Source organism: uncultured Pseudoramibacter sp. (genome assembly GCF_903789625.1).
Classification (GTDB): domain Bacteria; phylum Bacillota; class Clostridia; order Eubacteriales; family Eubacteriaceae; genus Pseudoramibacter; species Pseudoramibacter fermentans.
Map to the genome: position 1 here is coordinate 38,732 of NZ_CAIFFF010000010.1, position 21,351 is coordinate 60,082.

Here is a 21,351-nt window from a genome sequence, read left to right on the forward strand (position 1 = left end):
CTGCTGTTATTTTTCTAATTGCTGTTTCCAATCCACACCTTATCCCGCGAGGAACGCCTTCATCCCCTCGACGTGCTTTTCGCCGACGACGCGGCCCTGGGCGTAAACCCGGCGCAGATCGGCGGGATTGTGGCAGATGCTGCCGATCTTCAGCGGAAAATCGGGCATCACGACGTAGGTGCCGCCTTCAGAGGCGCGCCGGCGCACATAGGCGCGCTGTTTGTTGTAGAAATCGTGGCGTTCGTCCAAATCCTTCACCATTTCCGGGTATTTGCGGCCGAAACGCATGCGCAGGTAGGGCATGTATTTGTTGTGCTTTTTGATGTAATCCGCCGGCTGGGTCAGGATGACGACGTTCCGGTTGTAGCCCATATCCTCAAAGGCCTTGAGGGGAATGGAATCCGAGATCCCGCCGTCGAGATAGAGATGGCCGTCCAGCGCCACTGGTGTTGAAAACACCGGCATCGATGCAGACGCCCGCATCCATTGAAGGCTGTCCTGGGCGTCGTCGCAGCGGTGATAAACCGGCAGACCGCTTTCGATATCGGTCACCACCGAATAAAAGGCCGTCGGATTCTCGTTGTAGGCCGCCTTGTCAAAGGGGTCCAGCTCGTCGGGCAGGACCCGGTAGCAGAAATCGGCGCCGTAAAGGTCGCCGGTCTTGAACAGCGAGCGAAAGCTGCAATACCGCGGATCTTTACACAATGCGAGGTTGTAGCGGATCGTCCGGCCCGGCTGGCGGGATTTGTAATTGCAGCCAAAGGTCGCACCGGCCGAAACGCCAATGATCCCGTCAAATTCGATGCCGTTTTCCATCATCACATCGGTGACGCCGGCGGTAAACATGCCGCGCATCGCCCCGCCTTCCAAAACCAAACCGGTTTTCTTATCCGCCGTTTTCAATGTCATTTCTTCTTGTTTTGATGATTCATTTTCTCCCATAAGACATTCCTGATTACGATTCGATAATGTGCTGAATGACGTCGCGCTTGCCGAGGATCAAAATCGTGTCCTTCTGTTCGAGAATCGTCCCTGGGGTCACGGTGGTGTCTAAGCTGTTTTTGCGCTTAATGGCCAGGATATTGATGCCGAACCGCTTCCGCGTATCCAGCGCGCTGACGGTTTTGCCGGCCCAGTCCTTCGGCACCGAAATTTCGTAAATGGCGTGATCGTGATCCAGTTCGAAATAATCGATGATGTTGTCTGAGCTTGAACGGATCGCGATCCACTCCGCCAGCTGCCGTTCGGGGAAGGCGATGGAGTCGGCGCCGTTGCGCAGAAGGAATTTGGCCTGAATATCCGAGCAGGCTCTGGAAATGATGTAGTTGGCTCCCAGCTCTCTGAGCAGATCTGTGGTTTCCAGTGAGGCTTGAAAGTCATCGCCTATCGCGACGATGCACGTATCAAAATTCCGAATCCCCAATGACGCGAGGAAATCCGGATCGGTGCTGTCGCCGATCAGCGCACTGGTGACCATAGGTAACACCTTGTTCACCCGATCTTCGTCTTGGTCCACCGCCATGACTTCCTGACCGACTTCGTTGAGCCGCATCGCGATATGACGTCCGAAGCGTCCCAATCCAATTAATAAAATCGATTTTACTTTCATGTTCAATCTCCTATCCCCTTAACCGACTGTCAAATCTTCCTTCGGCAGACGCGAATGGTAAATCTTGGGTCCCGACGACAGCGCGAAGAAAATCGTCAGGCCGCCGACCCGTCCAAAATACATCAGCAGCACGAGCACCGTTCTCGAAACAAGCGACAGATGGGGTGTAATGCCGAGGGTCAGCCCAACTGTTCCGATGGCCGACGCGGTTTCAAATAAACACGTCAGCATCGGAATATGATCCACTGACGAAATGATAAACCCGCCGACCAAAAAGAGGGTGATGTACATCATGAGAATCGCTCCTGCCCGGCGCACCGTATCTTCTGGGATGTTGCGCCCGAAAAAGTGGATGTTTCCCGATTGGGCGAAGACAGAAAGGGCTTCTGCCAGCATGACCGCAAAAGTCGTCGTCTTCATCCCGCCTGCCGTCGAGCCGGGCGAGCCGCCGATGAGCTGCAGAATCGTCAAAACTGAAACGCCGGTATCGTTGAAACGGGTGAGATCGACGGAATTGAAGCCCGCCGTTCTCGGCGTCACCGCCTGGAAAAACGCCGCCATCCATTTCGCGCCCTCGGCCTTCGGCAGCGCCTGGGGCTGAAAGAAGAAGAAGTACAGCGTCGGAATCACAATCAAGAAAGCGGTTGTCGACAGGGCCACCTTGCTCTGCAGACGGTACTGCTTCAAATGCCATTTGTGCTTGACCACATCGTTCCAGACGATAAAGCCGATGCCGCCAACGACGATCAAAAGCGCGATGGTAATGGAAATGGCCGGATTACTTACAAACTCTGTGATCGAACTGTATTTCTGATGCACGCCCATGAGATCGAAGCCGGCGTTGCAGAAAGCGGAAATCGAATGGAACACCGCGTACCATATGCCTTTGCCGACACCGAATTCCCGGATAAACGTCGGCGCCATCACCGCCGCGCCGATCCCTTCGATGATGGCCGTGCCCTTCAGGATAAAGCCGGTCAGTCGGATGATTCCGCCGACCTGGGGCGCTGAAATCGAATCCTGCATAAAGGAGCGCTGCATCAGGCCGATGCGCCGCCCGGACACGATAAAGATCGACATGGCCATCGTGACCACACCGAGCCCGCCGATTTGAATCAGTGCAATGATGACCGCTTGGCCAAAGGCGGTCCAATAGGTGCCGGTATCCTGGACGACTAACCCCGTCACACACACAGCCGAGGTGGAGGTGAACAAGGTGTCGGCGAAGCTGGCGTGCCCGGGACCGCGGGAGGCGATCGGCAGCATCAAAAGCAAAGCGCCCGCCAAGATCACGGCGGCAAATCCAACAGTGATCAGCCGCGCCGAAGACAGGCGCCTGCGCATTTTCCCGGGATCCGAGAAATCGTTAATTGAAAGAAGTTCCATTTTTTTATTTATCCAAAATAGACTTAAGATTGTTCTGAATGTCCGCCGCCACGTCCGGTTTGTTCATCGAATAGACGTGGACGTGGTTGATGCCGTTGGCAAATAAATCGACAATTTGTTCTGTCGCGTAGGCAATGCCGGCTTCGTAAATCGAGGCCGGATCGTCTCTGAAATGATCGACGATGTTCAGAAAGGACTGGGGCATAAAGGCACCGGAAAGATCGACGATGCGGCTGATCTGCGCGGCGTTGGTCACCGGCATGATCCCGGCGATAATCGGCACATTGATCCCCGCTTCCCGAATCTTGTACATGAAATTGTAGAATAAATCGTTGTCGAAGAACATCTGAGTCGTTAAGAATTCGCAGCCGCAGTCCACCTTTTCTTTTAGATGCTGGATGTCGTCCTTCTGACGGGCGGATTCTGGATGGCCTTCCGGGTAGCACGCGCCGCCGATGCAGAACTCGCCGTCGAAGCGGTGAATTTCGTCGATGAGCTCCGAGGCGTGGCGGTATTCGCCGGGAACGTAATCCTTCGGCAGATCCCCGCGCAGCGCCAGAATATTTTCGATTCCCGCCGCCTTTAACGCTGAAAGCTGCGCATGAATTTTCGCCTTGTCACTGGACACACAGGTGAGGTGGGCCAGCGGCGTCACGTTCATGGCTTTGATTTTTTTGGCGATATCGACCGTATATTGGCTGCCATCGCCGCCGGCGCCGTAGGTGACGCTCATGTACGCAGGGTCGAGCTTTGCGATCTCTTCGACCGCTGACATAATCGGTTCAAACCGCGCTTCCGTCTTCGGCGGAAACACCTCGAAAGATAACATCGGTCGATCGACTTTGAATTGTTCACTGAGTTTCATTTTTCCTCCTTAACGGTTCTGCCAGTGTTTGACAAAAGCCCCAATGGCCTGGCCGTCTTTAATCCCTTTTTGATACAGTGTTTCTCCCGCCTCGGGGTCGGTCCCCAGCGTTTTCATTCCCGCGATGGAATCCGGCGCGACAATCAGCACCTTTCCCTGTTTTTCCAGCTCAAGCGCCTCTCTCAGCTGCCGGTTGTAAGTCAGCGCGCGCCGCGCAAAGACCTTGGCCGCCTCCGGATAATGGCGCTTCAAAATTTTCGAAAGCCATTTGTCGGAGGACGTCTTCCGGAAGAAATTTTTGGGCCGGGTCAGAATCAAGACCACCGCGTCCGCGCCGTCGTCAAAGGCTTTCTGAACTGGAATGGGATTGGAAATGGCGCCGTCAAAATACAGGTGACTGCCAACCGGCGCCGGCCGTGTGAACACCGGCACTGAACAGCTGGCAATGATCACCTGATATTGATCCTGGCTGAAATCTTCTTTTGTGAAATAATGGGGAAAGCCGGTTTCCGCTTCGGTCGCGATGACCGTACAGGGCGCCGGATTCGCCATCATCGCCGGGTAGTCCAGCGGGTATTCCCCGTCCGAGTTGGACAAGGTCTCGTACACGTAATGCAGGTCGATGAAAGCGTGCGTTTTCATCAAAACCTTTAAACTTTTGTATTCTTTTCTTAAGCAGTATTGGCTGTAGTAAACGTAATTTCGGCCGCGCTGCCCCGCCAGATAAGAGGTGACATTGGCCGATCCGGCGGAAATGCCGTAAGTCATATCGAACCGGACGTCTTCATCTAAACACGTGTCGAAGACTCCGGCGCCGTAAATGCCCCGCTGGCCACCGCCGACGTCGATGACGGCGACCTTTCCCGCCTGTTGGTTTTGAGCTGTTTCGTTCATTGTATTCTCCTTATTTTTGCAAATTGTGGATTGCTCAAAGGCATACCTCATCATAGCACAAAACGTTTTACGCGATTCACTTTCTTAATTAATCTTTATTTGTAATCGATGCAAGGAATTCTTCAGTCCGCTGGTGTTTCGGATGATTGAAGATTTCATCCGGCGTGCCTTCTTCCAAAATGATACCGTCGTCCATAAACAGAATTTTATTCGCCGCCGAACGGGCAAATCCCATTTCGTGGGTGACGACGATCATCGTCATCTTGGCCTTGGCCAGATCGCCCATGACCTTCAGCACTTCGCCGGTCAGCTCCGGATCCAGGGCGGACGTCGGTTCGTCAAACAGCATAATATCCGGATTCATCATCAGCGCCCGGGCAATGGCGACGCGCTGCTTTTCCCCGCCGGAGAGGGTCGACGGCATCGCGTCGATGCGGTCGCTCAGACCGACCTCGTCCAAAAGCTTCTTCGTGTTGGCTTCGATCGTCCCCTTGTCGGCCTTGGCGACGATGCGCGGCGCGAGCTGCAGGTTCTTTCTGACCGACAGATGGGGAAATAGATTGAAATGCTGGAACACCACGCCCATTCTGGAAATGATACTTTTGATTTCCGCCGGCGGCGCCTGAACACCGTCCTTGACCAGGGCCTTGTCTTCGATCATGATCGTGCCGCCGTCAGCCTGTTCCAAATCGATCAGGCAGCGCAGCAGCGTCGATTTTCCGGAGCCGGAAGAGCCGATGATGGCCACCACATCTCCCTGCTCGACTTCAAAGTTAATATTTTTTAACACGTGATTGTCGCCGAAGCGCTTGTCCAGCGACGTCACGCGGATCATCGTTTTGCTCATGGATTCCCCTTTCTCTTAGAAATCTGTCTTCTTTTCCAGCTGCTTAAAGATGATCGTGATGAAGAAGTTGATCACCAGGTAAATCGCGCCGGCGACGATAAAGGCGGTCGGGTCGGCGTCGCGGACGACGGCGCCCTTCGCGTAGTACATGATTTCCGGAACGGCAATAGCGGTGACCAGCGCGGTGTCTTTAATGAGGACGATGGTTTCGTTGGAAACCGCCGGCAGGGTCACGCGGATCATCTGGGGCAGCACGACGTGCCACATCGTCTGGGCGTGGGTCAGCCCCAGCACCTTCGACGCTTCGTACTGGCCGTCGTCGATGGCGAGCAGGCCGCCGCGGAAGATTTCCGCGAAATAGGCCGCGTAGTTCAGCGCAAAGGCGATGCAGGACGCTGAAAACCGCTGGAAGGTTAAAAATTTCCCGATGCCCGGAATGTAGGGCAGCCCGAAATACACAAAGAACAGCTGCAGCAGCAGCGGCGTCCCTCTCAGGATGTAGACGTAAACTTCCGCAATCCACTTTACCACTTTCAGCTTGCTCCGCAGCATCAGCGTAATTAAAAATCCAAGGGGGATCGACACCACCAGCGAAATGGCGAACAATTCAAGTGTCGTGCCGAGCCCAGCCATGATTGAGGTGAGCAGGCTGATCACATTTTCACTCATTCAAGTCTCCTTTATTTTCTTTTATTTTTATTTCGTATTGATCATTTGGATGTCTGAAAAAAACAATAACAGACCTCCCGGATTGCGGGAGGCCTGTCTGCACTTACGCGAGATCTTCAATTATTTGTTGTAAATGATATCTTCGCCGAACCATTTTGTCGAAATCTTACCAGCTGTACCGTCAGCCTTCATGTCATCCAATGCCTTCTGGATCTTGTTGAGCATCTTAGTGTTGCCCTTCTTGACGGCGACACCGTACTGTTCAGGCTGGAGGCTTTCTCCGACGATCTTGAAGTCGGAATTGTGTTTCTTGATGTAGTATTTCGCAACGACAGAGTCGACAACCATCGCATCGATACGGCCGGCGTCGAGATCCTGGAAGCAGGAGACGTTTTCGTCAAATTCGGTAGGTGAACCGCCTGCAATTTTGTCGTAAATCGGGTTGGCCTTTAATGCATCTTCAGCGGACGAACCTTTCTGGCAGCCGACTGTTTTGCCAGCTAAGTCACTGACCGAATTGATCGACGAATCCTTTTTGACGACAATGACCTGATCGTTTTCCAGATACGGCGTGGTGAAGTCCATTTTCTTTTTCCGTTCATCGGTGATCGACAGACCGTTCCAAATCGCATCGATGTTGTTTTTGTTCAATTCCATTTCCTTGGTATCCCAGTTGATGGCCTGAACCTTAAATTTCATATCCATGCGCTTTGCCGCTTCGCGGGCCAGATCGATGTCAAAGCCGACGATTTTGTTCTTCTTGTTTCTGAAGCCCATCGGCGGGAAGGTGTCGTCTACCCCGATGACGAAGGTCTTGCTGTCATTTTTCGTATCTGACGACGACGATGAACTCTTCGACGAGCTGCTCCCGCACCCCGCAACGACCACCATGGCCAGGCATGCTGTCAGCAGCACTGCCACAAGTTTCTTTTTCATGTTTCCGCTCCTTTACGAACGGTGTTCATTTCGTAAACACCGCATATTCTTTAAGATACTTTTTATTATACACTTCATCACGGTAAAATACTAATACTATTTTAAATTTCTATTAAGTCGGAGCGTTGCGTTCATCTATCCGCCGCGGAAGATGCCTGTGCCGCTGTCCATTTCTCTGCCTCAGCCGCGGTTTTCGTAAGATAGCGGATCACCTCAGCCGGATAATGCCCGACCGCTGTTTCATTCGTCACCATAACGGCGGCGGCGCCGTCCGCCACCGCATTAAAGATGTCGGAAACCTCCGCGCGAGTCGGCACAGGGGCGTCCGCCATCGAGGCGAGCATCTGCGTGACGACCATAAACGGCACCTCTGCCTGCCGACACGCGGCGGCGATATCCTTCTGCACGGCGGGCAGCGCCCACAGCGGCATATCGTTGCCGAGGTCGCCACGGGCAATGACGATCATGTCCGCCTCCGGCAAAAGTGCCGGCAGCGCCCGCACACCCTGCCTATTCTCGATCTTGGCGAAAATCCGCACGTCGGCCAGACCCGCGTCGTCCAGCGCCGCGCGAAGTTCACGCAGTGTTTCTGCATTGGTGACAAAGGGTTCCATCACCGCTGTGACGCCGCACCTTCTGGCGTCTGCGAGATTGGCCTTGTCATGTGCCGTCAGAGCCGGGCCGGCGACGTCCTTGCCTTCGATCTTCAGGGATTTTCGGCTGCGGATGACACCGCCGCGCAGGACGTGAAGGGCCGCGCGCTGATCCCCGACGCTGACGACAGACGCTTCGATCCTGCCGTCGTCGATGAGCACCCGATCGCCCGGTTCGAGGGCCTCCAAAATGCGCGCCGCCAATGGCAGCTCCAGGTTTTGGCCTGACTCAGCCGCAACCGGCGCCATCTTGCCAAGGCGAAGCTCCGGCCCCTGCAGATCGATCAGAAGCTCCGGCGAAACGCCCTGAGCGGCGGCCGCCTTTTGATAGCTTTCAATCATATCGCGGCTGTCCGCGAGAGACGTGTGGGAGAGGTTGAGCCGCATCCCCGTCATGCCCTCTCGAAACATCGCCGCCAGCGTCTCTTCCGACTGGCAGGCCGGGCCCAATGTGCCGTAAATTTCAGTCAAGGTTATCCCTCCTCAAGCGCTTTGTGTGTTGAACAGATGACGCTCACTGCGCATCCCACATCTGCCGAATCATCGTTTCAATCGTTTCTCTGTCGGCCTTAAAGCTGCCCTGGATCATGTTGTCCTTGCCGCCGCCTCGGCCGTTCAGCTTTTCGTTCAACTCTTTGACGCAGCCGCGCAGCGCGACACTGCCTGACAGCAGCATGTAGCTGTAGGCGCCGTTGTCTTCTAAGTTGAACATGCCAACCGTGCCGCAGTGCTTTTCGTCGAGCAGCTGTGTCGCGAAATGGCGCATGGTGTTGCGGTCCATCCCTTTTTCAAACAGCAGGACCAGCTTTTCGCCGTCGGCAATGCGTTCCGCCTGATTTTCCAGCGAAACTGCCATCCAGTGGTGCACCTGCATCTCCATCTCATCGGCATGGTTCAGCAATTTTTTAACGGCGGCCGCGGTCGACGTCATCGGCGCGCTGAGCAGATGCGAGATGGCTTCATTTTCGCGGTAAATCCCTTCCGTATAGGCCAGGGCACGGGCACCGGCGAGCATGTCGATGCGCACGCCCCCGCGATGGGCCGACAGCGACAACAGCTTGATCATTCCGATTTCGCCGGTACGCTTGACCTGCGTCCCGCAGCACGCGCACTGATCCACGCCGTCGATGGTCACCAATCTGACCCGCCCATTCAGTTCTTTTTTCGAGCGGTAAGGCAGATCCTGAAGTTCCGCCGCGTCCGGGAACCAGCACCTCACGTCCACATTGCGGTAAACGGCCGCGTTGGCTTCGCGTTCGATCTGCATCACGTCCGGCCAGGTCATTTCTCCGTCGAAATCAATCTGAATAACGTCTCCCATGTGAAAGCCGACGTTTTCGTAGCCAAATTTCTTGTGGACCAGCCCCGAAACGATGTGTTCACCCGTATGGGACTGCATGTTCTCGAACCGCCACTGCCAGTCCAGCTTACCGTGAACCGACGTTCCCGGTGCGATCGCTTTTTCACAAAGGTGAACCACCTGACCGTCAATTCTCTGAGTGTCCATCACGGCAATGTCATTCAGCCTGCCCCGATCGCCCGGCTGTCCGCCGCCTTCCGGGTAAAACGCCGTGTCATCGAGAACGACGTGCCAGCCGCCCTTTCCCTTTTCACACGTGACGACTTCCGCGTCAAAGGTCTTTCTGTACGGTTCGCGGTAAAACAATTCTTCAAATTCTTCCATGTCAAAGCCCTCCGTTCGTCTTGATATGAGATTAGTATAACCTAAACCGATAAGGGTGATGTGATGAATTTGGTGGTAGCTTGAAGTTACAGCGCACTTTTTTGATATAATGAAAATAATAAAAGCTATTTTAAAGGACAACCCAAAATGAAAAATACACTCAACTCAGAAGAAAAGGCCCTGCTCTTTGCCGAAACGAAAGAACGTTTCGCCAAAGACCGCTTCGCCACGAAAAAAACCGAATGTGCCCTGTTAGACGTCGCGCCGGGATACGCCAAATGCGGCATGCCGATCACCGAAGACCACCGCAACGGCCTCGGCATGGTCATGGGCGGCGCAATTTTCACATTGGCGGATTTCACCTTCGCCATCGCTTCCAACACCGGCCAGCCGGATACGGTTTCCCTCGACGCCCACATCACTTACCTGAACCCCTCTAAAGGGCACACCCTCTACGCGGAATCCGAATGCGTAAAGGCCGGGCGGCGCACCTGCTCCTTCTTGATCCACGTTACCGACGATCTCGGCACCAAAATCGCGGACGTCACAGTCAACGGCGTCCGCGTCTGAAAATCATTCTGAACATAAAAAAGGACGATGCCTGCGCATCGCCTTTTTGTGTTGTGATTAATTTTAAAGGAGTTAACGGCCCGCTGGGGGAGTGTGTGGATTGGCAGGCCGTTTAAGAATATTGAATGGATGTTAAAAAAGATTTGTGTCTAGAATGTTGTTCGTTAATTGAAAGGATATTATGGCTTACTGTTCAAGAATCGGTTCATAACCTTAATCGATTTGAATGAGCTTGGACGCTTCGATTTCTTCTTTGCCTTTCTTCGGAATCGTCAACGTCAGAATACCGTCTGTCATCTTCGCATTGATATCGTCTTTCTTGATGTCATCGCCGACATAGAAGCTTCTGCTGCAGCTGCCGCTGTAACGTTCACGTCTGACATAAGCGCCTTTTTCGTCCTTCTGGTCGCTGCTGTCTGCTTTTGTCGCAGTTACGGTCAATGTGCCGTTTTCAAATCTGACCGACACATCTTCTTTCTTGAAGCCCGGCAGTTCGATGTCAACGGTATAGGCATCGTCCGATTCCTTCACGTCAGTTTTCATCACGTTAGCCCGTGATGTGTTTCCATTGCCGAAAAACTTGCGGTCAAATGCTGTATCGAATAAACTATCAAATAAATTTTCTCCAAAAGTGCTTGGTAACATAATTTCCAACCTCCTGTTAATTGTCTAATTTCATTTATTTGGAAACACCCGCCGTTTTTCCGGCTGATGGATTTTTCTTAATGCCCATCCGGTCAAAGGACCGGATGGCTGAATACTTTGCCGAATTCAGGCTACCCGCTTAAGCGTTAGCCTTCAATCATGATCTGCTGTTCCTGATCGATCGCTTTCTGATCTTTCTTCGGAATGCTGATGGTTAATACCCCATCGTCCATTTTCGCTTTGATGTCATCCTTGTCGACGGCGTCGCCTACATAGAAGCTTCTGCTGCAGCTGCCTGCGTAGCGTTCACGTCTGACGTATTCGCCTTTGTCGTTCTTCTGATCGTCGACCTTTTTCGTTTCCGCTGAAATGATCAGGTTGCCGTTTTCCAGTTTCACGGTCACTTCATCTTTGCTGAAGCCCGGCAGATCCACTGCCAATTGATACCCATCATCAGATTCCTTGACGTCGGTTTTCATCATGTCGTGTCTTGCGGCATTTCTAAAGAAGCCTTGGTCAAATGCACTGTTCATAAATTCATCAAATAAGTTTTCTCCAAATACGCTTGGTAACATGATTCATAACCTCCTAATTTGAATTTGATGCTCAATCCTTCGGGTTGTCTCTCTCGGGGGATTCAGCTTCATGTCTTTGTCTTGGTGTCTCTCTTTCCTTTCGACAACTGTATTATAGTCCGATTTGTTAGCACTGTCAAGCGTTGAGTGCTAACAATTATTCGTTCTTTATTTTCTTTTAAGTTTTCTAATTTATTTGGCTGTCCCGAACTATTTATGTTGCAAGCTGCTGCGGTTTCTTTTCTTTAATATATTTAAAGATAATACCCGCATATAAGATAAGCTGATTTTATATAATTTTATAAAAGCGGGGCTGTCCGATTTATGGTATAATTTTTTTATATTTATACGAGAGAGGAACGTTTGTATGAATCATAAACTGACAGAAGTCATTCAAGCGGCCGTTGACATCGACGCGGGCGATCCGAAACGCATTCAGCATTTCTTAAAGGTCCAGTCCTTTGCGGATTACATTGCCAGCCGAGAAAATGTCCCTGCCGAGCCCGCCTTTCTGCTGGAAGTGGCTGCCATTCTGCACGACATCGGCATCCACACCTGTGAAGAAAAATACCACTCCACCGCCGGCCATTATCAAGAGCTTGAAGGGCCGCCGATCGCGCGCCGCATTTTAGATGAAATCGGCGGCTTCACCGAAGCGCAGATCGAACGGGTGCTGTTCTTAATCGGCCACCATCACACCTACGACCCCGAACAGGTCGACGGCATCGATTATCAAATTCTGATCGAATCGGATTTTCTCGTCAACCTCTACGAGGATGGCGCCTCCGAAACGGCGATCGCCAATGCCCGTGAAAAAGTTTTCAAAACCAACACCGGCATTTCGCTGATCGAACGGATGTTTCTCGCCAAAAGCCATTAATTTTCTTGCAAGCGGCCAGTTTGTTCATTATAATATTAACCATGCAATACTTGAAAGGAGAATCCCTATGAAAAAATACGAATGCACCATTTGCGGTTATGTTTACGATCCTGAAAAGGGCGATCCGGATAATGGCATTGCCCCGGGAACCGCATTTGAAGATCTGCCAGACGATTGGACATGCCCAGACTGCGGCGTTGGCAAAGACGATTTCGAAGTCGTCGAATAATTTCCTGTAATTTTCTAAAACGAGGAAAGCATGGCCATTAAAGCCCAGGAAAGAGTTCACAACAAGCAGATGTCCGGCAAGACCTCGCTCGTGATCTGCGTGATTCTCGTCGCCTACATCACCTTTTACTACGTGATGAGCAGAACCCATCCTGCAACTGCCCAGCGGTTCAGTTTGGTCACGACGATTGCCTTGGCTATTGCCCTGGTGCTTCTGCTTCGATTCGACAGCACGATGTACGACCTGCTGCTGACCCACGAACGTCTGGAAATCGAACGCCGCGTGACGGTTTTGTATCACAAGATCGTCGCGGAAATTCCGATTTCTCACATCATCGGACTGTGGCGCACCAGCCAGTTCAACGAAGACGGCCTCGTCACCGGCAAAACTTTCAAATACACCGTCTCCCCGAAGGAGCTCGACGATTTGAAGTTCTACACGCTGCTGTACAACCGCGACGGCGAAACCTGCCGCGTTGATTTTCAATGCAGTGACAGCTTTTACCGTTCACTGCGCCGTTTAATTTCAAAATAATTCAGATCCCATCCGTCTTTTCTGCGGATGGGTTTTTCTTTATCGGAGGACGAAATGAAAATACTGCATACCGGAGACTGGCACATCGGACGGGTTTTGGACCAGCATTCGCTGATCGACGACCAGCGCTGCGCACTCGAAGCCTTTCTCTCCATCGTCCACGATGTCCAGCCAGACGTCATTCTCATCGCCGGCGATCTGTACGACCGGGCCATCCCGCCCCGGGAAGCCCTCGAACTCGTCGATGAGATCCTCACCCACCTGATTCTCGACGACCACATCCCCGTCATCGTCATCGGCGGCAACCACGACGGGCGCAGCCGCCTCGATTACGGTTCGGCCATCCTCGCCCGCAAAGGCCTCTACTTCCGCGGTGCCTACGACCCGGAGGCCGGTCCCATCGAAATCACCGGGCAAGGCGACACCGTTCCCACAGCCTTTTGGGCCGTGCCCTTCATCAAGCCGGTCGAATACCACACCGCTGCCGAAACCGAAAGCATCCCAGACTACAACGGGATGTACGCCGACATCGTCGCCCATATCCGGCCGAGAATGAACCTGGGTCAGCCTAACGTGCTCATTTCCCACGGGCTGATTCTCTCCGCGCCGCCCACTGCCGACACCCTCGACGATTCGGTGCGCCCCATCGAAATCGGCGGGATTGCCTACGCCTCCTCCCATTTGTTTTCCGATTTTGATTACGTCGCCCTCGGCCACCTTCACCGCCCGCAGAAGGTCGGCAGCAACCGAATCCGCTACGCCGGATCGCTCCTTAAATATTCGTTTTCCGAGGTCAATCAGAAAAAATCTGCTGCGGTCGTCACCCTCGACCCGAACCGGCAGGCCCTTCCCGAGATCGAGCTCATTCCGATTCCGGCGAAGCGGGACCTGCGCATCATCTCCGGCCCCTTCGACGATTTGACAGGACTAGCCGCGTACACCCAGGAAAACCGCGACGACTACATCAAAGCCGTCCTCACCGACAAAATCCGCGTCACCAACCCGATGGACGGGCTGCGCGAGGTTTATCCCAACGTGCTGGAAATGACCTACGCCCACAGCCAGACCGTCGATGGCACGGACAAACAGCGCAGGATCAAGGAGCATCTCAACGATCCGATGACGCTGTTCTCGGATTTCTACGAGACGATCCGCGGCGAAGCCCTGCCTGAAGAAGAGGCCGCGCTCGCCAAGTCCCTTTTCGGCGCCGCCCACGCGGAGGGCGGCGAAACGCAGCACACGGCGGAGACCGCCGAGGAAGGAGCATCCCATGCGTCCCATTAGTCTACACCTTCAATGCTTTGGCCCGTTTTTGGACCAGCGCATCGACTTTTCAGCGCTGAAAAACCATCTCTTCCTGATTTCCGGGCCGACGGGCAGCGGCAAGTCGACCTTATTTGATGGGATCTGCTACGCCCTTTACGGCGAAACCAGCACGCCGGGCGACCGCCCGATCGACACCATTAAAAGCGATTTTGCCGACCCCGGTAAACTCTGCTGCGTCTCCTTCGTCTTCCGCGTCGGACCGAAAACCTACAAAATCTACAGACAGCCTCGCCAGCAGGCCTTTAACCGCCAAAACACCAGACTGGTGGCCAAGGCCGCCGAGGCGGCCCTCTGGGAATGCGACGCGTCCGCCAATCCCGTCACCCTGTTGGAATCCTCCGTCAAAGCCTGCAATGACGCCATTCACCGCATCCTCGGCTTAAGCGCCGAACAGTTCAGGCAGATCGTCATGCTGCCCCAGGGGCAGTTCAGTCAGCTGTTGAAAGCGAAGGACTCGGATCGAGTCGCCCTGCTGAAAACCTTGTTTTCCATGGCTGGATACAAGCGCTTCGAACATCAAGTCGAGCTAGCGCGTCAACGCAGCATCGAAGCTTTTGAGCGTTTGAAATCGACGCTACAGGTCGAAATTGATCACCTTCAATACAAGCCTAAATCAAACCCAGCCAAACTGATTGCCGAGGGTGCGCCGGTGCCGCACCTGCTGCGCGCCCTCGAGCAGGACATCGACAGAGACGAGCGCTTCCGCGAAGGGCTCGAAAAAGAACAAGCCTATTTCGACAGCCGCATCGACACCATCAACCGGCAGATTGAAAAGGACGAGGCCTTAATTGAGCGCTTTCATCAAAAAAAATACCTGCTCCAGCAGCAGCAGGCCCTTGAAGAGCAGCAGGACGCCATCGAAAAAAACCGCCGCTGGGTCGCACTGAGCCGCAAAGTGCTCCAGATTCTCCCGGTTTACCGAAATCTGATGCGCCAGCAGCAGCGCGAGGCCAAATCTCAGGAGGCTCTGGCTGAAATCAAGGCCAAGCAGGCTGACACCAAGCAGCAGATCGAAGCGCTGCGCCCGCAGCTCGAAACCGTCAGCTCCGACGCCTACGCTCAGGACCTCAAGACCAAGCAGGATCGGCTCTCCCGCCTCACCGGCGCCAAGACGACCCTGGCGAAACTCACCGCCGCCAGCCGCGAGCTGGCAGCCTGCCGCCGTCAAATGCAGCAGCTGGACGCCCAGCGCCAGCAGCGCGAAGCCCTCGAGGCACAGATGGCCGAGAGCCAAAAGCAAATCCACGCCCTCAGCGAAAAACGCAACCATGTACAAGGCGAGCTGATCCAAAAAGGCAGCGCCCAAAACGAAACGCGCGAAAGATTGACGCATTTAAAAGAACTCGGCACTATCTGCAGCCGCATGGCCGAGCGGCAGAAAGCCGTCGACGCCAACCGCCTGCTGTGTCAAAACAGCAGCGCCGAAATCGCGAAGCTTAAGCTGCGGGCGGAATCGCTGGAAAATAAGCTCAAGGCGACGGCCGCCGGACGGCTGGCCCAGACCCTGACCGACGGCGAGCCCTGTCCGGTCTGCGGCGCGGTGCACCACCCTGCACCCGCGCCAAACACCGAGCTGGACGCCGCCGACAAAGCCCTGCGGGTGTGCCGGGAGCAGCTGACCGAGGCCCAGCGCGCTGCCGACACGGCCCAGGGACAGATCGATCTGCTGAGCCGCGAGCTGACTGCCGACCGGCAGGTCCTCGACGAACGGACGTCCCGCCACCCGTGGATGGCCCCCCTCCTCGAGGGCGAGCTGGACGCTGTGCGCGGCGCCATCCGCGACGAACACAAACGGCTGAGCGCAGAAAATCAAGCCAATCAATCCGCGCAGGAAAAGCTGCAGGAAAACCTGACCCAAATTGAGCGCCAACTCGACACCCTGACCAAAACGGCCGCACAGAACGAAAAAATCCTAGCTCAGGCTCAAGACGACGCTGACAAACAGACGGCCCTTCAAAGCCAAATCGACCAGAAAACCGGCGCCATCGATCAGCTTAAAGCCGACATCGACGCGGTGCTGCCCGGATTGACCGCGGACGGCGGAGCAGCCCGGCTCGACGCCGAAATTGCCGGCCTTCAAAAGCAGGTCGACGACGCGGCCGGACGTCGGGACACCCTCAGGAAAAAGCAGCAGCAGCTCGAAAAGGATTTAGCCAGCGCCTCCGCCTCGACCGCCCAGCTCGAGCAGGCGGCTCATCAAGCCAAAGCGGCCCTCGAACAGGACCAGCAGGAATTCAACGACGCGCTGTCCGTCAACGGTTTGACCCGCGAGGTCTTCCAGGTGTACGAATCCCACGACACCAAGACCTTGACGGATCAGATTCAGTCCACCGAGCAGAAAATCGCGCGCTACGACGAGAACGTCCACACCATTCAGAGCCGGCTCGACGCCGTCGAAGAGGAGCTGGCGGGCAAGACGATGCCCGATCTCAGCCAGAATCAGACCCGGCTCGATCACTACAAATACTGGCACAAGCGCGTGTCCGACGCCATTGCCGATCTGACCCTCCGCGTAAAGACCAATACCGATCAAATCGCGCGCATCCGAAAGACATTGACCCGTCAGCAGGTAGCCGAGCATCAAAAGCGGATTGCCTGCGATCTTTACGACACCGTCAAGGGAAAGGTCAAGGACTGCCCGAAGATCAGCTTCGAGCGCTACATCCTCTCGGCCTACCTCCAGGACATCCTGTTGTCGGCCAACACCTTCCTCGAGGACATGTCCGACTCCCGCTACCACCTCACCCTGGCCGATCAGCCCGAGGGCAAGAGCAGCCGGGGACTCACCATTCAGGTGTACGACGATTTTACCGGCAAAGAGCGGCCGGCCGCATCCCTTTCCGGCGGCGAAACCTTCATGGCCGCGCTGTCGATGGCCCTCGGCCTTTCAGACCGGGTGCAGAGCGAAAGCGGCGGCATCCAGCTGGATACCCTGTTCATCGACGAGGGCTTCGCGACCCTCGACGCCGACGCGCTGGACAACGCGATGAACTGCCTGGCCAGGCTGCAGCGCAACGGCCGCGTCATCGGCATCATCTCTCACGTCAGCGAGCTGCTGGATCTGGTTGATGACAAGATCATCGTGCGCAAAACGGAAGGCGGCTCCTACGTCAAAGTCGTATCTGCTAAAGCATAAATCCTTAAGAATTTGCAAAGCTTATCTGATTTTTATATAATAGTTCCGTTAAACTAGAATTTGGAGTATTTATGAATCGCATGGAAAAACCCAATAAGACTTACGTGTCCAAGCCTCGGAAACGGCTTGGCATCTTCTGTCTCATTATGGACGCGGTTTACGTCATCCTCGGTCTCAGCTTTTATCAATACAACAACCTGCCGTCCCTCTATCAGCACATTCTGCCCTACGTGTGGATCGCTTTGATGGCGGCCGCGCTGATCGCGGCGCTCGTCGGCATTTTTGCGAGCAAGGAATACGAACTCTTCCGCAGCTGCATGTTTGAAACGGTGATTCTCGCCGCTCAGGGCGTGTGGCTCGGCGCCTCGAGCTCTCTGATGCTCGTCAAAAATCAACAGGCGCCCTTCCCGATGTATTTTCTCATTGGGCTGTTCTGCATCCTCGCCATCGGCCTCTTCGTTCAGATCGACGCGATCTGGTTCCGTTCGATTATGCATTTCATGATGAAGGGCGCTGACAACATGGTCGAAATTGAAACCCAGCCGCAGGCGAAACCCGCGTCGACACCTCAGGCCACAGTGCACCAGGGCACAGTCACCCTCGACACCACGCATCTCAAGCGCAGCACAATGCGCCGCCAGACTCAGGCCCATCCAAAGATTCAGGTCATCGATCAAAACGAGGCCCGCAACGCCGTGAAACAAGCTCAGGCCAAGGCCAGAGCTAAACAGGTGCTGGCCGAAGATTTCGAAAAGCGCAGCCGCAGCACATCGCGCACCGCAGCACAGTCCGCTGAAAAACGTGCAGCTCAGCCCCGCAGAGCTGAAAAACACGCCACTGCGCAGAGTCAGCCAAAGCCAAAGCGCGAACCGATCTTCACCGAAGTGAAACGGGAAACGCCGGCTCACCAGGCCAAACGCACCCCATCGCATCATACGAAACCAATCCAAGCGCAAAGACAGGCTGCCACAGAACAGCGCCGGAAGCCTGCACAGCCGCGGGTGCACGTCCAGCAGCAGCCTGAAAACAAGCGGCATGCTGACACTCAGCCAATCCGTCAAGCACAGCCGGCACGCCAAACCGCGCAGCCCGCTGCCGACGCGACCACGAAATGGGAACCGAGAAAAGTCCGTCAGGCCGAAGCGTCAGCGAAAAGAACCGCACAGCTGAAGGCTCGAAAATCGGCGATGCGCACCCACACGCCTTCGACCTCTGCCGCCGACGCCGCTTCTCATACGGAAACGCCGCAATGGGCCACTCAGCGCAAGCGTCGACCTAAAACCCATCATTACACAAACCGTTCCTCGCGCCTGTTCATCCGAGACAACGACGACGAATAAGCTTGCGATTCATTTTAAAATCAACGGCGCCGGTTTTGCAGTTTCGACTGCTCAACCGGTGTTTTTTATTTCCTTTGAATTTTTTTAAAATAAGACTTGATTTTTATTTTTGAACTGCTATAATAATCAAGTAAGCTTTTTGAGAGCAGATGCGCCAATAGCTCAGCTGGATAGAGCGTTCGGCTACGAACCGAAAGGGCAGGGGTTCGAATCCCTTTTGGCGCACCACTTTTTTATTTTAAGCCTCTCAAGGCTTTATTTTTTTGTCTTTTTTGAGAATTTCTGCTTTTATGCTATAATCAATCTTAATCATTTATTAAATTTAGGAGTTATTGAATTTTATGGCTATTAAAATCGCACTGGTTCTCATTTTCTTCGCCGTCATGCTCGCGATCGGCTTCTACTGCAGAAAGCGCGCGACGGATGTCAACGGCTTCGTCCTCGGGGGGCGCAGCGTCGGGCCCTGGCTCACGGCCTTCGCCTACGGGACCTCCTATTTCTCTGCGGTTGTTTTCGTCGGCTACGCCGGTCAGTTCGGATGGAAATACGGTATCGCCGCCACCTGGGCCGGAATCGGCAACGCGCTGCTCGGCTCCTTCCTTGCCTGGACGGTTTTGGGCCGCCGCACCCGCATCATGACCCAGCACCTCAATTCCGCGACGATGCCTGACTTTTTCGGCAAGCGCTTCGACAGCGACGCGCTGAAAATCGCCGCGTCGGTCATCACCTTTATCTTCATGATCCCGTACACGGCGTCTCTCTACAACGGGCTGTCCCGTCTTTTCGGCATGGCCTTCCACATCGACTACAGCGTCTGCGTCATCGTCATGGCGATTTTGACTGGCGTTTACGTCATCGCCGGCGGCTACATGGCGACGGCGATCAACGACTTTATTCAGGGGCTGATCATGCTGGTCGGCATTGTCGCAGTCATCGCCGCGGTGCTCGCCAGCAAGGGCGGCTTCATGGCAGCGCTGGACAAAATGGCCCGGGTCAGCGACCCGACAATCTCCAAGACCCCCGGCGTCTTCGCGTCCTTCTTCGGGCCCGATCCGCTGAACCTGCTCGGGGTCGTCCTGCTGACCTCCCTGGGGACCTGGGGGCTGCCGCAGATGGTGCAGAAATTTTACGCCATTAAGAGCGAGAAATCCATCGACACTGGTACCGTCGTCTCGACAATCTTCGCGTTCATCGTCGCCGGCGGCTGCTATTTTCTCGGCAGCTTCGGCCGCTTGTTTGCGGGACAGGTCGACGTGGTCAAGGACGGCTACGACGCGATCGTCCCGACGATGATCTCAGGCCTGCCGGATCTCCTCATTGGTGTGGTCATCGTGCTCGTCCTGTCGGCGTCGATGTCGACGCTGTCTTCCCTCGTGCTGACCTCCAGCTCGACAATCACCCTGGATTTGATCCGCGGTCAGTCCAAAAAGCACATGAACGACGACACCCTCGTCGCCATTATGCGCGTCTTAATCGTCGTCTTTATCGCGATCTCCGTCGTCATCGCGCTGATTCAATACCACTCGAACGTGACCTTCATCGCCCAGCTGATGGGCATTTCCTGGGGCGCGATGGCCGGCGCGTTTTTAGCGTCCTTCCTCTACAGCCTGTATTGGAAAGGCACCACCGCTGCGGGCTGCTGGTGCAGCTTCATTTTCGCGGTCTGCTTTATGCTTGTCGATCTGTTTTCCGGCGCCCACCTGCCGACGGTGCTCCAGTCGCCGATCAACGCTGGTGCTTTCTGCATGGTCGCTGGCCTCGTGATCGTGCCCGTCGTCTCGCTGTTCACAAAGAAGCCCGACGCCGAACGCGTCGAAGCCACCTTTGCCTGCTACGGCAAAAAGGTGCTGGTTGAACAGCGCGAAGCCCTGTCCGACAGTGAAGACGCGTAAACGCGCAGTATTGCATAAAAATAAAAGCGTTTGGCTGAGACCATGGTCTCGGTCAAACGCTTTATTGATTGCTTTTGATTTGCTGCTTCTCCGATGTAGATGATACAGTTTTGAAATTTAGTTAATATATTTTTTCATCAATCGATACACCAAATCAGCGGCAATTTCTTTATTTTTAATTAAAAATACGGTTTCACTTTATCAAAAAAAATTTTGTTTTTTTAACAAAATAAGTTACCGCTAAATTGCGTATAAGCGATGCTGATATTCCCCGTGATTTTTGTTTTTGGGCATAAAAAAACGCTCAATCTGAGCGAAACTATTAAATGTATTGCAAAACTCTCAAAATGCAGTGGAACCGCGTTGAAATGACAACTTTATCGTAATTAAATTGGACTATTTGAAAAAAATCGTTTCTGGATCTTCGATCTGTAAAATTTCGATCATTTTATCGATTTCATCCGATCCAAAGACCCCCCTCGCTCATCCGATCAGAGAACTCGCTTTGAGACAAGCCGATAGCCTCAGCTAATTGTTCGTCACGGTAGCCCTGATTTTTCATAATGATACGCAATTCTGCTGTGTCAATCATTTTCCCTTCCCTTTTCATTTTCATTTTCATTTTTATTTTTATTTTTATTTTTATTTTTATTTTTATTTTTATTTTTATTTTTATTTTTA

The 21,351-nt window shown here is 53.9% G+C and carries 21 protein-coding genes and 1 tRNA gene; 9 read left to right on the forward strand and 13 right to left on the reverse strand.

The window, feature by feature from the left end; all coding sequences use genetic code 11:
- Nucleotides 1-39 precede the first annotated feature (39 nt).
- From QZX60_RS06735 to QZX60_RS06780, 10 genes are all read right to left on the reverse strand, one after another.
- Entirely contained in the window at nt 40-942 is a 903-nt protein-coding gene (locus QZX60_RS06735; RefSeq protein WP_295362765.1) for a patatin family protein, read from the reverse strand.
- A 13-nt stretch (nt 943-955) separates the two neighbouring features.
- The gene (locus tag QZX60_RS06740) at nt 956-1,609 is read right to left on the reverse strand and encodes a TrkA family potassium uptake protein (protein ID WP_295362768.1); all 654 of its coding nucleotides are present in this window, start codon (nt 1,607-1,609) and stop codon (nt 956-958) included.
- Nucleotides 1,610-1,627: 18 nt separating this feature from the next.
- Complete coding sequence (locus QZX60_RS06745; protein WP_363174783.1) at nt 1,628-2,875, reverse strand: potassium transporter TrkG; 1,248 nt, start codon at nt 2,873-2,875, stop codon at nt 1,628-1,630.
- A 124-nt stretch (nt 2,876-2,999) separates the two neighbouring features.
- Nucleotides 3,000-3,860: a methylenetetrahydrofolate reductase [NAD(P)H] gene (gene metF, locus QZX60_RS06750; protein ID WP_295362774.1), complete on the reverse strand. Its 861-nt coding sequence runs from the start codon at nt 3,858-3,860 to the stop codon at nt 3,000-3,002.
- A 9-nt stretch (nt 3,861-3,869) separates the two neighbouring features.
- Nucleotides 3,870-4,754: a patatin family protein gene (locus QZX60_RS06755; RefSeq protein ID WP_295362776.1), complete on the reverse strand. Its 885-nt coding sequence runs from the start codon at nt 4,752-4,754 to the stop codon at nt 3,870-3,872.
- An 88-nt stretch (nt 4,755-4,842) separates the two neighbouring features.
- The gene (locus QZX60_RS06760; protein WP_295362779.1) at nt 4,843-5,601 is read right to left on the reverse strand and encodes an amino acid ABC transporter ATP-binding protein; all 759 of its coding nucleotides are present in this window, start codon (nt 5,599-5,601) and stop codon (nt 4,843-4,845) included.
- 15 nt (nt 5,602-5,616) lie between these two features.
- Nucleotides 5,617-6,270: an amino acid ABC transporter permease gene (locus QZX60_RS06765; RefSeq protein ID WP_295362782.1), complete on the reverse strand. Its 654-nt coding sequence runs from the start codon at nt 6,268-6,270 to the stop codon at nt 5,617-5,619.
- Between the two features lie 120 nt (nt 6,271-6,390).
- Complete coding sequence (locus QZX60_RS06770) at nt 6,391-7,206, reverse strand: amino acid ABC transporter substrate-binding protein (protein ID WP_295362785.1); 816 nt, start codon at nt 7,204-7,206, stop codon at nt 6,391-6,393.
- 131 nt (nt 7,207-7,337) lie between these two features.
- Nucleotides 7,338-8,330: a pyruvate kinase gene (locus tag QZX60_RS06775; RefSeq protein ID WP_363174780.1), complete on the reverse strand. Its 993-nt coding sequence runs from the start codon at nt 8,328-8,330 to the stop codon at nt 7,338-7,340.
- Between the two features lie 43 nt (nt 8,331-8,373).
- Nucleotides 8,374-9,543, reverse strand: coding sequence for an alanine--tRNA ligase-related protein (locus QZX60_RS06780; RefSeq protein WP_295362788.1), 1,170 nt, complete (start codon nt 9,541-9,543; stop codon nt 8,374-8,376).
- Between the two features lie 147 nt (nt 9,544-9,690).
- Here QZX60_RS06780 and QZX60_RS06785 point away from each other — a divergent pair, with 147 nt between their 5' ends.
- On the forward strand, nt 9,691-10,113 hold the full coding sequence (locus QZX60_RS06785; RefSeq protein WP_295362790.1) for a PaaI family thioesterase: 423 nt from the start codon (nt 9,691-9,693) through the stop codon (nt 10,111-10,113).
- 213 nt (nt 10,114-10,326) lie between these two features.
- Here the strand turns inward: QZX60_RS06785 and QZX60_RS06790 are convergent, their stop codons facing one another.
- Nucleotides 10,327-10,758 carry an Hsp20/alpha crystallin family protein gene (locus QZX60_RS06790; RefSeq protein ID WP_363174781.1) on the reverse strand — a complete coding sequence of 144 codons (432 nt, stop codon included), beginning with the start codon at nt 10,756-10,758 and terminating at the stop codon, nt 10,327-10,329.
- 146 nt (nt 10,759-10,904) lie between these two features.
- The gene (locus QZX60_RS06795) at nt 10,905-11,333 is read right to left on the reverse strand and encodes an Hsp20/alpha crystallin family protein (protein ID WP_363174782.1); all 429 of its coding nucleotides are present in this window, start codon (nt 11,331-11,333) and stop codon (nt 10,905-10,907) included.
- A gap of 367 nt (nt 11,334-11,700) precedes the next feature.
- Here QZX60_RS06795 and QZX60_RS06800 point away from each other — a divergent pair, with 367 nt between their 5' ends.
- The 8 genes from QZX60_RS06800 (at nt 11,701) to QZX60_RS06835 (ending at nt 20,670) form a co-directional block, all read left to right on the forward strand.
- On the forward strand, nt 11,701-12,213 hold the full coding sequence (locus QZX60_RS06800; RefSeq protein WP_295362793.1) for an HD domain-containing protein: 513 nt from the start codon (nt 11,701-11,703) through the stop codon (nt 12,211-12,213).
- A gap of 67 nt (nt 12,214-12,280) precedes the next feature.
- The gene (gene rd / locus QZX60_RS06805) at nt 12,281-12,442 is read left to right on the forward strand and encodes a rubredoxin (protein WP_295362795.1); all 162 of its coding nucleotides are present in this window, start codon (nt 12,281-12,283) and stop codon (nt 12,440-12,442) included.
- 30 nt (nt 12,443-12,472) lie between these two features.
- Complete coding sequence (locus QZX60_RS06810; protein ID WP_295362798.1) at nt 12,473-12,976, forward strand: hypothetical protein; 504 nt, start codon at nt 12,473-12,475, stop codon at nt 12,974-12,976.
- A 54-nt stretch (nt 12,977-13,030) separates the two neighbouring features.
- Nucleotides 13,031-14,260 (forward strand): exonuclease SbcCD subunit D, encoded by a 1,230-nt coding sequence (locus QZX60_RS06815; RefSeq protein ID WP_295362800.1) that lies wholly within the window; start codon nt 13,031-13,033, stop codon nt 14,258-14,260.
- A complete protein-coding gene (locus tag QZX60_RS06820; protein WP_295362803.1) occupies nt 14,247-17,438 on the forward strand; it encodes an SMC family ATPase in 3,192 nt (1,063 codons plus the stop codon). The genes QZX60_RS06815 and QZX60_RS06820 overlap by 14 nt, the downstream gene beginning before the upstream one ends.
- Nucleotides 17,439-17,509: 71 nt before the next feature.
- The gene (locus tag QZX60_RS06825) at nt 17,510-18,778 is read left to right on the forward strand and encodes a hypothetical protein (protein WP_295362806.1); all 1,269 of its coding nucleotides are present in this window, start codon (nt 17,510-17,512) and stop codon (nt 18,776-18,778) included.
- Between the two features lie 151 nt (nt 18,779-18,929).
- Nucleotides 18,930-19,006, forward strand: a tRNA-Arg gene (locus QZX60_RS06830).
- Between the two features lie 113 nt (nt 19,007-19,119).
- Complete coding sequence (locus QZX60_RS06835; RefSeq protein WP_295362808.1) at nt 19,120-20,670, forward strand: sodium:solute symporter; 1,551 nt, start codon at nt 19,120-19,122, stop codon at nt 20,668-20,670.
- A 457-nt stretch (nt 20,671-21,127) separates the two neighbouring features.
- Here the strand turns inward: QZX60_RS06835 and QZX60_RS06840 are convergent.
- The coding region (locus tag QZX60_RS06840) for a hypothetical protein (protein WP_295362810.1) at nt 21,128-21,351 on the reverse strand (224 nt) is incomplete at its 5' end.

Excerpts from the sequence above, each read along its gene's own strand:
- QZX60_RS06795 (WP_363174782.1), bottom strand. The coding sequence starts at position 11,333 with ATGTTACCAAGCGTATTTGGAGAAAACTTATTTGATGAATTTATGAAC.
- QZX60_RS06760 (WP_295362779.1), bottom strand. The coding sequence starts at position 5,601 with ATGAGCAAAACGATGATCCGCGTGACGTCGCTGGACAAGCGCTTCGGC.
- QZX60_RS06765 (WP_295362782.1), bottom strand. The coding sequence starts at position 6,270 with ATGAGTGAAAATGTGATCAGCCTGCTCACCTCAATCATGGCTGGGCTC.
- QZX60_RS06735 (WP_295362765.1), bottom strand. The coding sequence starts at position 942 with ATGGGAGAAAATGAATCATCAAAACAAGAAGAAATGACATTGAAAACG.
- QZX60_RS06740 (WP_295362768.1), bottom strand. The coding sequence starts at position 1,609 with ATGAAAGTAAAATCGATTTTATTAATTGGATTGGGACGCTTCGGACGT.
- QZX60_RS06815 (WP_295362800.1), top strand. The coding sequence starts at position 13,031 with ATGAAAATACTGCATACCGGAGACTGGCACATCGGACGGGTTTTGGAC.
- QZX60_RS06780 (WP_295362788.1), bottom strand. The coding sequence starts at position 9,543 with ATGGAAGAATTTGAAGAATTGTTTTACCGCGAACCGTACAGAAAGACC.
- QZX60_RS06825 (WP_295362806.1), top strand. The coding sequence starts at position 17,510 with ATGAATCGCATGGAAAAACCCAATAAGACTTACGTGTCCAAGCCTCGG.
- QZX60_RS06770 (WP_295362785.1), bottom strand. The coding sequence starts at position 7,206 with ATGAAAAAGAAACTTGTGGCAGTGCTGCTGACAGCATGCCTGGCCATG.
- QZX60_RS06790 (WP_363174781.1), bottom strand. The coding sequence starts at position 10,758 with ATGTTACCAAGCACTTTTGGAGAAAATTTATTTGATAGTTTATTCGAT.
- QZX60_RS06745 (WP_363174783.1), bottom strand. The coding sequence starts at position 2,875 with ATGCTGCCGATCGCCTCCCGCGGTCCCGGGCACGCCAGCTTCGCCGAC.
- metF (WP_295362774.1), bottom strand. The coding sequence starts at position 3,860 with ATGAAACTCAGTGAACAATTCAAAGTCGATCGACCGATGTTATCTTTC.
- QZX60_RS06755 (WP_295362776.1), bottom strand. The coding sequence starts at position 4,754 with ATGAACGAAACAGCTCAAAACCAACAGGCGGGAAAGGTCGCCGTCATC.
- rd (WP_295362795.1), top strand. The coding sequence starts at position 12,281 with ATGAAAAAATACGAATGCACCATTTGCGGTTATGTTTACGATCCTGAA.
- QZX60_RS06800 (WP_295362793.1), top strand. The coding sequence starts at position 11,701 with ATGAATCATAAACTGACAGAAGTCATTCAAGCGGCCGTTGACATCGAC.
- QZX60_RS06835 (WP_295362808.1), top strand. The coding sequence starts at position 19,120 with ATGGCTATTAAAATCGCACTGGTTCTCATTTTCTTCGCCGTCATGCTC.
- QZX60_RS06785 (WP_295362790.1), top strand. The coding sequence starts at position 9,691 with ATGAAAAATACACTCAACTCAGAAGAAAAGGCCCTGCTCTTTGCCGAA.
- QZX60_RS06810 (WP_295362798.1), top strand. The coding sequence starts at position 12,473 with ATGGCCATTAAAGCCCAGGAAAGAGTTCACAACAAGCAGATGTCCGGC.
- QZX60_RS06820 (WP_295362803.1), top strand. The coding sequence starts at position 14,247 with ATGCGTCCCATTAGTCTACACCTTCAATGCTTTGGCCCGTTTTTGGAC.